Below are 12,497 nucleotides of genomic sequence, written 5' to 3' on the forward strand. Positions count from 1 at the left end.
AACTCACGCCATGGGTTACTTACAGGGCGAAAAGCCAATTACGATTTCTAAAATCCTCACCATGTGTGCTGAGGGTGAAAAAATTGCCATGTTGACGGCATATGATTCAACAATGTCAGCCTTATTAAATCGCTGCGGAGTGGAAACCATTCTAATTGGGGACTCCCTGGGTAATGTGATCCAAGGCCACTCCAGCACAACACCCGTAACCGTTGAGCAAGTGGCGTATCACACCGAATGTGTGGCCCGCGCCAACTCTCACGCCTTTATCATTGCCGACCTTCCTTTTGCTAGCTACGGCGATCCTGTTCAAGCGCTAGATTCAGCAGCAGAACTCATGCGTGCTGGTGCCGATATGGTCAAGCTTGAGGGTGGTGATTGGCAAATCGACATCATTCAGTATTTAGTAGAACGTAGCGTTCCTGTTTGTGCGCACTTGGGTTTATTGCCGCAGTCCGTTCACATTCTGGGTGGCTATAAGGTTCAAGGTAAATCTAAAGATGCAGCAAGCTTGATGCTCGAACAAGCGATTGCTTGCGAGCAAGCTGGTGCGCAAATGATTGTGCTCGAAGCAATTCCATCTTCATTGGGCAAGCTGATTACCGAGTCGCTTTCCATTCCCACAATTGGAATTGGCGCAGGGGGAGATTGCTCCGGTCAAGTATTGGTTCTGCAAGATATGCTGGGCATCAGCCCTGGAAAGCCACCAAAGTTTGTTAAAAACTTTTTAGATGGTCATGCCTCTATTGAGGCAGCAGTCAAAGCCTATATTCGAGAAGTGAAATCCGGAAAATTTCCCGGGCCCGAACACGGCTTTGCTGGATAAGCTTTAGCTTCTAGTTAACTAAAGAAACTCTTCACACCATCAAACCAACCCTTTTGATGTGGGTTGTGTTTGTCACCACCAGACTTCAAGCTGTCATCAAACTTTTGCAGTAATTTTTTCTGCTCATCAGTTAGCTTTACTGGAGTCTCAACGGCAATATGTACAAAGAGATCGCCGACCATTGTGGATCGCAAACCTTTGATGCCCTTGTTACGCAAACGGAATGTTTTGCCAGTCTGCGTTCCCTCAGGAATCGGAAACTCGACGCGCCCTGAAAGCGTTGGCACCTCAATGTCGCCACCAATCGTCGCGGTTGCAAAAGAGATCGGCATTTGTACATGCAGGTCACTGCCATCGCGCTCAAATACTTTATGGGGCTTAACTCTGACTTCTACGTAAAGATCGCCAGATGGTCCGCCATTCAAACCTGGCTCGCCGTTACCAACGGATCGCACTCGCATGCCATCATCAATACCCGCAGGAATTTTGATTTCGAGTGTTTTTTGTTCTTTATGTTTACCGCTACCATGGCAAGTTTTGCATGGCTTAGGAATGTACTCACCAGTACCGCGGCACTTGGGGCAAGTTTGTTGCATTGAGAAGAAGCCCTGCTGGACACGAACTTGGCCATGACCATCGCAAGTAGTACATCTTTCAGCTTTGCTACCAGGCTCTGCGCCAGTACCGTGACATGGCTTGCAGTCACTCCAGCTTGGCACCCGAATTTGAGTGGTGTAACCCTCGGCAGCTTGCTCAAGAGTGATTTCCATGTTGTAACGTAAATCGGCGCCTTTATAAACCTGTGGTCCTGACTGACGTCCACCACCTTGGCCGAAGATATCACCGAAGATATCGCCGAAGGCATCTGCAAAGCCACCGCCACCAAATCCACCGCCGCCGAAGCCGCTGGATTGGTCCACGCCTGCATGACCATACTGATCATAAGCAGCGCGCTTGTTTGGATCAGTGAGGGTTTCGTAAGCTTCTTTAACTTCTTTAAATTGCGCTTCCGCTGTTTTGCTATCGGGATTGCGATCGGGGTGATGCTTCATCGCCATTTTCCGATAAGCCTTTTTTAGCTCCTCATCGCTGGCACCTTTCGCAACACCAAGCACTTCGTAATAATCGCGTTTACTTTTAGGCACAAAATTCCTCTCAACAACCTGAATGACACAAGTCGGCACGAGGCCGACTTGTTATTTAAGTACTTCTAAACTACGTTACATGGCTTTCAATATAGAGGATTACTTCTTGTCATCCACTTCTTTGAAATCCGCATCCACTACGTCAGCATCCGGAGCAGCAGCTTGCGCGCCACCAGGAGCTGCGCCAGGAGCGGCACCACCAGCTTTAGCTTGTTCAGCAGCCATGGCTTTTTCGCCTAACTTCTGACTAGCTTTACCCAAAGCCTCAGTCTTAGCTTCAATAGCAGCTTTATCACTACCCTTGATTGCCTCATCCAATTCTTTCAAGGCAGCTTCGATCGCTTCTTTCTCAGAAGCTTCTAAAGCGGAGCCATGCTCTTCCAAGGCTTTCTTGGTTGAGTGAGCTAATGCATCAGCAGTATTACGCGCTGTTACTAGCTCCAATGCTTTCTTATCTTCATCGGCATTCGCTTCAGCATCTTTCACCATGCGCAAAATTTCTTCTTCAGTCAAACCAGAGTTAGCCTTAATGGTGATCTTGTTCTCTTTGCCCGTTGTTTTGTCTTTTGCAGTTACGTGCAAAATACCGTTGGCATCAATATCAAAGGTCACTTCAATTTGTGGCATACCGCGTTGTGCTGGAGCAATGCCTTCCAAATTAAACTCACCGAGTAATTTGTTGGCAGCAGCCATCTCACGCTCACCCTGGAAACACTTAATCGTTACAGCAGGCTGGTTGTCTTCCGCTGTGGAGTACACCTGTGAATGCTTGGTAGGGATAGTCGTGTTCTTCGGAATCATCTTGGTCATTACACCGCCCAAGGTTTCGATACCCAATGACAATGGGGTTACGTCCAAGAGCAACACGTCTTTACGATCACCAGACAATACGGAGCCCTGAATCGCGGCACCAACAGCAACTGCTTCGTCAGGGTTCACGTCTTTGCGTGGCTCTTTGCCGAAAATCTCTTTTACCTTGTCCTGAACTGCGGGCATACGAGTTTGACCGCCAACCAAAATCACGTCATCGATGTCAGCCGCATTTACGCCAGCGTCTTTAATTGCAGTTAAGCAAGGGCCAGCTGTTCGGCTGATCAACTCTTCTACTAAAGACTCCAACTTAGCGCGAGTTAACTTCAAATTCAAATGCTTAGGACCGCCTGCATCAGCAGTCACGTATGGCAAATTGATTTCAGTTTGTTGTGCAGATGACAGCTCGATCTTGGCTTTTTCAGCAGCGTCTTTTAAACGTTGCAATGCCAATACGTCTTTGCTCAAATCTACGCCTTGTTCTTTCTTGAACTCAGCAATGATCCAATCAATGATACGTTGGTCAAAGTCCTCACCACCCAAGAAGGTGTCGCCGTTAGTGGAGAGCACTTCGAACTGCTTCTCACCATCTACGTTAGCAATTTCAATGATGGACACGTCGAATGTACCGCCACCCAAGTCATACACGGCGATCTTACGATCCACTTTGTCTTGCTTGTCCAAACCGAATGCCAATGCAGCGGCAGTTGGCTCGTTAATGATGCGCTTCACATCTAAACCAGCAATACGGCCAGCATCTTTAGTTGCTTGACGTTGGCTGTCGTTGAAGTAAGCGGGAACAGTAATCACTGCCTCAGTTACTTCTTCGCCGAGATAGTCTTCGGCTGTCTTTTTCATTTTGCGCAGAATTTCTGCTGACACTTGTTGTGGCGCCATTTTTTTGTCACGCGCTTCAACCCAAGCATCACCGTTGTCCGCTTGAACAATCTTGTAAGGCATCAAGCCGATATCTTTTTGCACTTCAGCATCAGTAAATTTGCGACCCATCAAACGCTTCACTGCGTAGATGGTGTTTTTAGGGTTAGTAACTGATTGGCGTTTTGCAGGCGCGCCAACCAAGACTTCGCCGTCTTCAACGTAAGCAATGATGGATGGAGTTGTGCGGCCGCCTTCTGCGTTCTCGACAACTTTAGGTGCATTGTTTTCAACAACGGAAACGCACGAGTTTGTGGTTCCTAAGTCAATTCCGATAATCTTTCCCATAATGGCTCCAAAAAATTAAGTTATGTGTAATTTCGTAAAACTGCGAATAAATCGATATTCAATAAATGGGGTCAAAAAGAGAGAATTCAAGGGCTAAAAATGCAAAAAAGGCAGATTTCTGCCTTTTTATCCCGCTTTTTGATGAAAAACCCCTAATTTAGGGATTTAAATGGCTTATTTGGGTGCGCTCACGGTTACCAAAGCTGGGCGCAAAATGCGATCGGCGATGGAATAACCCCTCTGAAGCACTGAAACCACGGTATTAGCCTCCTGGTCCGAGGGCACTGAAGCGATAGCTTGGTGGTGGTGGGGGTCAAACTTGTCACCCACAGCAGGGTTAATCTCCGTCATGCGACCTTTTTCAAAGGCGGAGAGCAACTGCTTTAGGGTGATCTCCAAACCTTCTTTAAAGGCTTTAGCATCCACCGCCTCTGCGTTCAAGGCTGCGTACAAGCTATCTGTTACTGGCACGAGATGCTCGGCAAAACTCTCAATCGCAAACTTATGCGCCTTAGAAACATCCTCGGCAGCACGGCGACGAATATTTTCACCTTCGGCTTTTGCGCGAAGATAGTTATCTTGCATCTCTGTTAGTTTTTGATTCAACTCAGCAATCTCTTGCTCAGGCGTCTTTGCTTCAGCCTCTATAGGAGCTGTATCGGCACTCCCATCAGCCTGAGGATCGACGGCAATATTTTCCTGCTCAGGAGATGGATTTTGGTTTTCTTGGGTCATAGGTGCAAATTCACTTTTCTATCAGAATGGCTACTTCTCAACAATATGGGGCCGATTAATGCAATTTCAAGTGCGACTGAGTTTAAGCAATCTTGGCTTTAGCCAGCTCTGCGAGGCGATCACGTTCCCGCAGTACCGCATCGGACTCCACACCCAAGCTCCAGCCCGATAAATGCTGCTGGGCAATTTCGTACATCGCATCGATCCATTTTGGATTGCTATTGAGGCAAGGAATATAACGGTAATCTTTACCGCCATGCTCCAAGAAGATCTCGCGTGCTTCCATGGCAATTTCTTCTAGAGTCTCCAAGCAATCCGCTGGAAAGCCTGGGCAAAAAATATCTACTCGCTTGCAACCCTCTTTTCCCAACTTTTCAATTGTTGGGGCTGTATAGGGCTTGAGCCACTCGGCTTTACCAAAGCGAGATTGGAAGGTAACTAAATATTGTCCAGGTTCTAGACCCAAAGATTCACCAAGTAGGCGACCGGTTTTTAAGCACTCACAATGATAGGGGTCACCCTTCATTAAATTGCGCCTAGGCAAACCATGGAAAGACATGACAAGACGGTGACCAGCAGTGAAATCTGGGCGGCCATCCTTATCCCATGCAGTTAATACCTGGTCACGCAGCGCGGTAATGTAAGCAGGGCTATCGTGATAGTGCTTTACCAGACGTAGCTCAGGTTGATTGCGCCAAGTTCCAAGAACACGAAATACTTCATCAAAGCTGGAAGCAGTCGTTGTCGCTGAATACTGTGGATATAGAGGCAATAACAAAAGACGCTCCATACCCTGAGCCTGCAAGGCTTCCAGGGCTTGCTGCGTTGAGGGTTCACCATAACGCATAGCTAAATCTACCAGCACTACTTCACCATGATTAGCGAATTTCTCACCCAACTCTTTTGCTTGCAGGCGTGAGTAATGCATTAATGGCGAACCTAGTTTTGGCAACCAAATAGAAGCGTATTTCTTTGCAGAAGCACCACTACGAATCGGCAAAATAATGCCGTTCAAAATACACCACCAAATAATGCGAGGGATTTCTACAACGCGTGGATCGGATAAAAATTCCTTGAGATAAGCCCTGACTGCTTTAGCAGTTGGTGCGGAAGGAGTACCTAAGTTCAGTAATAGCACTGCTGTCTTAGAGGGGCGTAGGTGAGGATTTTGATTCAAGGAAGATCCGTCTTAATTAAAGAGAATTAAAAATGAGATTGCTATCAAGATCCCACGGGGGAACTCAATGCGCCTGATAACAATTTAGAAGTAATGTCGACAATCGGAATTACCCGATCGTATGCCATACGAGTTGGGCCAATCACGCCGAGGGTTCCAACGATCTGACCATCCACACTATAGGGCGCACTGATGACTGCGAGATCTTCATAAGGTAGTAAATCACTTTCACCGCCAATAAAGATCTGAATACCATCCGCATGACTAGATACATCTAACAACTGCATGAGTACCGACTTCTGCTCCAGCATGTCAAACATCTTGCGCAGCTTATCTAAATTGGTACTGAGGTCGCCGACATTGAGCAAACGACGCTCGCCTGATAGCAGCATATCCCCTTGCCCCATGCCGTAATCGCTGACGCCACTGTGGAGTGCCAAGGCCATCAAGCCGGAAATATCACTGCGTAAGTTATCGAGATCAGAAGCTAGATGTGCCCGCACTTGGGCAAAGCTCTTACCCGCGAACTGCATATTGATGTAATTGCCAGCCTCTACCAACTGGCTTGGCGTGTAGTCTTGTGTAGTGGGGAGGATGCGGTTTTGAACATCGCCCTCCGGAGTCACCATGATGAGCAGTATCTTGCCTTCGCCAAGCCGCAAGAACTCGATGTGCTTGAACACTTGCGCCCGCTTAGGTGTCATCACGACCCCAGCGAAATGGGTCAAATTGGACAAAATTTGCGCAGCAGAGTTCATTACCCTTTGCGGGGAATCCGGCAAAAGGCCTTTTTCCATCTCACGGGTGGCAATTTCTTCTAAGGGGCGGACGGTCACCATCGTATCTACAAAGAGGCGGTAGCCCCTTGGGGTTGGAATGCGACCGGCAGAAGTATGAGGACTAGTCACCAGGCCCATTTCCTCTAAATCCGCCATGACATTGCGAATCGTGGCCGCAGAAAGATCCAATCCCGAGAATCGAGATAGGGTGCGTGAGCCAATAGGCTGCCCCTCTTCGATATAGCGCTCGATGAGGGTTTTCAGTAAGGCGCGGGAACGATCATCCATAGTGGAAGGGATTTTATGCGTATGGTTTAATCGTTATATGTTAAGCCCATCCCCAAATTCCAGCAAAAAGGCATTTAGCCGGGTTGCGCTCGTCGGCAAATATCAGGCTGACGGCATGCAAGAGCGTCTTAAGGACCTCGCCACCCTTCTGGCCGAGCAGGGCTGTGAGGTCTATGTCGAGAGCGCTACTGCAAGCCATTTGGGGCTGACCGCCTATCCAGTCAAAAAAGTCGAGGAGTTTTCGGGCGCCATCGATCTAGCAGTCGTTTTGGGAGGTGATGGCACGATGCTTGGCATTGGACGTCAATTAGCTGGTAGTAACGTACCCTTAGTTGGCATCAATATGGGTCGCTTGGGCTACATGACCGACATCCCTATTCAAAACGTTCAAACCGTCTTGCCGCAAATTATTGCCGGTGAATACGAAGCTGACACTAGAACACTGCTTGATGCAGTTGTGATGCGCAATGGCAAAGAGATTAATCAAGCCCTCGCTCTCAACGATGTCGTAGTCAATCGCTCCGGAATTTCCGGAATGGTCGAGCTTGCAGTGCGCGTTAATGGCTCATTTATGTATAACCAACGCTCCGATGGTTTGATTGTGTCGACCCCTACCGGCTCAACCGCTTACGCCCTGTCAGCCGGCGGCCCCATCCTGCATCCGCGGGTAGCAGGAATTCTGTTGGCACCGATTGCCCCACATTCTTTATCCAATCGCCCCATCGTATTGCCGCAAGATATTGTGGTGAGCATCGAGGTGGTGGATGGCAGAGAAGTGATTGTGAACTTTGATATGCAATCCCAAACCAACTTGCAATCGGGTGACACTATTGAAGTCAGTCAATCTAAAAAAACAATCACCCTACTTCACCCTCGCAGCCATAGTGACTACAAAACCTTGCGAGAAAAGTTACACTGGAATGAGTATCCATCGACATTCTGATGTCGAATTTTTCGGTACGCTAAGGCATGCTTCAAACACTATCGCTTCGCGACTTTGTCATTGTTGACCAGTTAGAGTTAGATCTTTCCTCAGGTTTCACGGTCCTCACCGGTGAAACGGGTGCCGGTAAATCCATTCTTTTAGATGCACTCAGCCTCGTATTGGGTGAGCGCGCAGATAGTAGCCAAATTCGCGAAGGCTGTAACCGCGCAGAAATTAGCGCCCTCTTTAGAATTGATCCACAGCAAATTAACCACTTCACTCAATGGCTTGATGAACAAGGCTTTCCACTTGAAGATGAAGGGCAAAGCCTGCTCCTCAAAAGAACTGTAGAGGTAAATGGTCGCAGCCGCGCTTTCATTAATGGCAGCGTAGCAACCTTGGCACAGCTTCGTGAAGCGGGCGATCAGCTGGTAGATATTCACGGGCAACATGCACATCAACTATTACTTAAAGGTGGCGCGCAACGTGAGCTATTAGATCGTCATGCGAATCACATGGATCTGGTTGCCGAGGTCTTTCAATTATTTAAAACTCTTAATGAATCCCGCCGTAGGCTAGAGCAAGCTGAAAATGCCGGCCAAGATATTGAACGCGAGCGTGAGCGTTTAGAGTGGCAATTAGAAGAACTCAGCGAACTTTCTCCGCAAGAGGGAGAGTGGATAGCCATTCAAAGCGAGCATGCTCGACTAGCCAATGGTGCAAAAATTATTAGCGGCTGCCAGGAGGCAATTGATTTTCTAAGTGATGCAGATAACTCGGTAGAGTCCACCCTCTCTAAAGTCAGCGCCAATATGAGTGCACTAGCAGAACATGACTCCGCACTCAGCGATATCAGTCAAGCCTTAGAGTCGGCACAAATTCAGATAGATGAAGCGGTGCATAGTCTCAATCGCTATTTACAAAAACTCGATTTAGATCCCGCACGTCTTAGTGAAGTCGAAGAGCGCATGCAGGCCCTCCATGGCGCTGCCAGAAAATATCGCACTGAAGCAGATGACTTGCCAAAACTACTTCTCGAGACCACCGAACGTTTAGAAGCATTAACAGCCTCTCAAAATATAGAAGCCTTACGTGAGAAAGTGAAACAAGAAGAGTTAGCCTATCTCAAGCAAGCAAAGCAACTCTCCCAAAAACGGAACAAAGCTGCACTCGACTTGGGTAAGCAAGTTACCACCGCAATGCAAGATCTATCGATGGCAGGCGGACAGCTAGAAATTGCTTTGCTACCCCTATCTGAAGGTAGTGCCCAAGGTCTCGAGCAAATTGAATTTCTGGTTGCCGGTCACGCTGGCAGCACCCCACGCTCATTGGCAAAAGTGGCATCCGGAGGAGAATTGGCTCGTATTAGCTTAGCTATTAGCGTGATCACTAGCAAAGCATCATTCACACCCACACTCATATTTGATGAGGTTGACGCTGGTATTGGCGGGGCTGTTGCAGAGACGGTTGGGAAATTACTACGTCAACTTGGCGAATCACATCAAATCCTCTGTGTAACTCACTTGCCACAAGTAGCAGCACAAGGTAATCATCACTTGAAGGTAAGCAAATCTCAGGCAGGCGATAAAACCTTGTCCCAAGTCATGCCACTTGGAAGGTCTGAGCGCGTAGAAGAGGTTGCTCGTATGCTCGGCGGTGCAACGATTACTGATACTACGCGTCGCCATGCTCGAGAACTACTAGAGCAACACTAAGCTTTTCAAGCATCCGAGGGCGCAAGAAATATTTCTTGCCATAAGGTCAGTACCACTTCTCTTGCTTGAACTAAATCAGACTCAAGCCCCAAATCCACCCGCGTCTTTTCTGCACCGTCCAAACGCAAACGGTGTTGTCGAGCTCGGAGCAGACGATAGGCATTGCCCACCTCTTGAGCTGTTGAGAGCTGAATCAAGCCCACCTCTCCTGCAATCCGCAGTAAGGCAATATTGCCCAAGTTAGCAATAAGCTGTGGATGAGTGCTTGAAAATGCCAAGACCAAAAATTGCACGATAAATTCAATATCCACCATGCCACCTGCATCATGCTTTAAATCAAAATCAGGAGTAGGGTTTGGATGTCCAGCATGAACCTTGCGACGCATTTCTAAAATCTCATGGCGCAGCTGATCAACATCACGCTTCTGACTTAAAACTTCAAAACGTACATCATCAAAGAACTCTCCAACGTGCTTACTTCCAGCAGAGAACCTCGCACGCGTTAGAGCTTGATGTTCCCAAACCCAAGCAGCATTGTCACCCTCACGCAACTGGTATTTCTTAAACGCATCAGCATTCGTCACCAAAAATCCTGCAGAACCATTTGGACGAAGGCGTGTATCGATTTCAAACAAGCTGCCAGCTGATGTGTAAGCAGTTAACCAATTGATCATCCGCTTAGCAAGTAAGGCGTAAATTTCTTGAGCCGAAAAATCTGCCTCTTCGGATTGGTATAAAAAAACCAAGTCCAAGTCAGAGGCATATCCCAGCTCTTTACCACCCAACTTTCCATAGGAGATCACCGCAAATGGCACGGCCGCATCGAGAGGCAATTCAAACTTCTTGGCAACGCTTGGCCATACACGCTCAAAAGTAGTCTGCAATATTAAGTCAGCCAAAGCGGACAAATGATCACTGACCTTTTCTACAGAAAGCTCATGATCGACACCAATGCCCAAATCCGCCAACAAAGTAATGAAGGTCTCAGTGTGATGGGTGATGCGCAAAATATCCATAGCCTGCTCCGAGCCATCACCCTCAGCCATTACGTCATCGAGACGCATATCTAGCGTTGCTTTAACTTCTTGCCAATATTGCTCTGGATGCTCAATCAGCGCCTTCTCAGTTCGTGAGTTGAGCAAGTAATCCAAGAGATGAGGATGTCTAGTTAAATACTCTGCACCCCATTTAGACGCCTTGAGCAAAGCCAATACATTGGATAGTGCCTGCGGATACTCTGAAAGAATTGACAAATAAGCACTGCGTCGTGCAACTGCCTCTAATAAATCAAAAAAGCGAAGCAAAGTCTGATCTGCACTAATCCCAACGGGTTGATCTGCTTGCAAGCTATCCGCAGCTTTACGAATCAGGTTATTAAAAATGATTCTACTTTTCTCTGGCAACTGTCTCTGCTTGGAACTATCAGCCCATGCCAACCAACGAGCTGCAGACTCTGGAAACATCGTACTATCGGGTTCCCAGCCAGCCGGCAAGCTTGTATTGTCAAGACGCGCAGCATCATCAAGTACAAATGCTTTTTCAAAGTACTGAGCTACTGCAGCTTGGTATTTATCGAGTGCAGATAAGAAAGAGGACCGCTCTTGAGTTTGATCAGGACCAACCATGCTCGCTGCCAAGCGAGCATGAGCGCTCTCATCTTCAGGTAAATAATGCGTCTGCTGATCCTCCCATACCTGAATCCGATGCTCTAAGCGACGCAAGTACACATAAGCTGACTTCAGATCATCCACTTCATTAACCGGCAAAATTCCTTGCTGCTTTACCAGGTCCAATACTTCTAGAGTAGGTCGAATGCGAAAACGTGGGTCAGTGCCGCCACGCATCAACTGAAACATTTGCGCCAAGAACTCAATTTCACGGATACCACCACGGCCTAGCTTAATGTCTCTGGATCGGCCATGATGATTGGATGAGCGCTTCTCAGCTTCATGCTGTATCTGGGCATGTAATTCACGGATGGATGCAATCACGCCATAGTCCAAATGACGGCGATAGACAAAGGGACGAATCAGCTGATCGAGCTCGCGCTCACAATAAGCAAAGGCGGGCGATTCGGGCAATGGTGCAATCAACCTGCCCTTAATCCAGGCATAGCGCTCCCACTCCCTACCTTGCACCAATAAGTATTCCTCAAGCATGTCGAGACTACAAACCAAAGGACCTGAATCTCCATTTGGCCTCAGGCGCATGTCCACACGAAATACAAAGCCGTTTGCGTCATGCTCTGCCATAAGCTTAATTAAACGTTTACCCATACGAGTAAACCACTCGTGATAAGACAAGCTTTTGGGTCCGCCCTGAGTGTCACCTTCGTGTTCGTACAAAAAAATAAGGTCAATATCAGAGGAGAGATTAAGTTCTAGTCCACCTAACTTGCCCATACCCACCACCATCAAGGGCATCTCTGAGTTAGTGACCGAGCTCCATGGAATACCAAAACGACGCTGCAGATCTTCGCGAATATAAGCAATGGAGAGTGCTATTGCCTCCTCGGCAAAATGACTCAATGCGTGAGTCACTTCCCTGAGATCGGCCATACCGTTGAGGTCTCGGAAGGCAATCCAGAGCATGAGGCGCTGCCTCGCTAACCTCAGATCCGCCATAAATTGAGCCTCATCCTGTTCCGGAAGGGCTAAAGCATCCTGACAAGGGCTCAATAAACCCCGAATACCCGGAACATCGACTTTAAGGGCCGCCTGAGACTGGAGCCAATCCACCCATTCAGGGCGAGAATTAAGCCAGCGTTGAGCATAACTGGAGTGCTGCTTTAAAAATTCAATTTGGGCGGCAAAATCGGTCATTTCTCCATCTTAATCCGACTCTAGACTCAAACTGCAGAAGCTTGGAGATCA

At 47.8% G+C, this 12,497-nt stretch carries 9 protein-coding genes; 3 read left to right on the forward strand and 6 right to left on the reverse strand.

What is annotated here, in order from left to right:
* The first annotated feature begins 10 nt into the window (after window positions 1-10).
* On the forward strand, window positions 11-826 hold the full coding sequence (gene panB, locus ICN14_RS04940; protein ID WP_216225350.1) for a 3-methyl-2-oxobutanoate hydroxymethyltransferase: 816 nt from the start codon (window positions 11-13) through the stop codon (window positions 824-826).
* 14 nt (window positions 827-840) lie between these two features.
* Here the strand turns inward: panB and dnaJ are convergent, their stop codons facing one another.
* The 5 genes from dnaJ to hrcA form a co-directional block, all read right to left on the reverse strand.
* Window positions 841-1,971 carry a molecular chaperone DnaJ gene (gene dnaJ, locus ICN14_RS04945; RefSeq protein WP_216225352.1) on the reverse strand — a complete coding sequence of 377 codons (1,131 nt, stop codon included), beginning with the start codon at window positions 1,969-1,971 and terminating at the stop codon, window positions 841-843.
* 99 nt (window positions 1,972-2,070) lie between these two features.
* Window positions 2,071-4,005 carry a molecular chaperone DnaK gene (gene dnaK, locus ICN14_RS04950; protein WP_216225354.1) on the reverse strand — a complete coding sequence of 645 codons (1,935 nt, stop codon included), beginning with the start codon at window positions 4,003-4,005 and terminating at the stop codon, window positions 2,071-2,073.
* Window positions 4,006-4,179: 174 nt separating this feature from the next.
* On the reverse strand, window positions 4,180-4,740 hold the full coding sequence (grpE, locus tag ICN14_RS04955; protein ID WP_216225355.1) for a nucleotide exchange factor GrpE: 561 nt from the start codon (window positions 4,738-4,740) through the stop codon (window positions 4,180-4,182).
* Between the two features lie 82 nt (window positions 4,741-4,822).
* The gene (hemH, locus tag ICN14_RS04960; RefSeq protein ID WP_216225358.1) at window positions 4,823-5,917 is read right to left on the reverse strand and encodes a ferrochelatase; all 1,095 of its coding nucleotides are present in this window, start codon (window positions 5,915-5,917) and stop codon (window positions 4,823-4,825) included.
* 44 nt (window positions 5,918-5,961) lie between these two features.
* Complete coding sequence (gene hrcA / locus ICN14_RS04965; RefSeq protein WP_216225360.1) at window positions 5,962-6,984, reverse strand: heat-inducible transcriptional repressor HrcA; 1,023 nt, start codon at window positions 6,982-6,984, stop codon at window positions 5,962-5,964.
* 37 nt (window positions 6,985-7,021) lie between these two features.
* Between hrcA and ICN14_RS04970 the strand changes: the two genes are divergently transcribed.
* Both ICN14_RS04970 and recN read left to right on the forward strand, forming a co-directional pair.
* Window positions 7,022-7,927 (forward strand): NAD kinase, encoded by a 906-nt coding sequence (locus ICN14_RS04970; protein ID WP_216225362.1) that lies wholly within the window; start codon window positions 7,022-7,024, stop codon window positions 7,925-7,927.
* A gap of 26 nt (window positions 7,928-7,953) precedes the next feature.
* Window positions 7,954-9,624 (forward strand): DNA repair protein RecN, encoded by a 1,671-nt coding sequence (gene recN / locus ICN14_RS04975; protein ID WP_216225365.1) that lies wholly within the window; start codon window positions 7,954-7,956, stop codon window positions 9,622-9,624.
* Between the two features lie 5 nt (window positions 9,625-9,629).
* On the opposite strand, the gene glnE is transcribed toward recN, so the two are convergent.
* Window positions 9,630-12,446 carry a bifunctional [glutamate--ammonia ligase]-adenylyl-L-tyrosine phosphorylase/[glutamate--ammonia-ligase] adenylyltransferase gene (gene glnE, locus ICN14_RS04980; RefSeq protein WP_216225367.1) on the reverse strand — a complete coding sequence of 939 codons (2,817 nt, stop codon included), beginning with the start codon at window positions 12,444-12,446 and terminating at the stop codon, window positions 9,630-9,632.
* Window positions 12,447-12,497 lie beyond the last annotated feature (51 nt).

The organism is Polynucleobacter sp. MG-27-Goln-C1, from assembly GCF_018881905.1.
GTDB lineage: Bacteria > Pseudomonadota > Gammaproteobacteria > Burkholderiales > Burkholderiaceae > Polynucleobacter.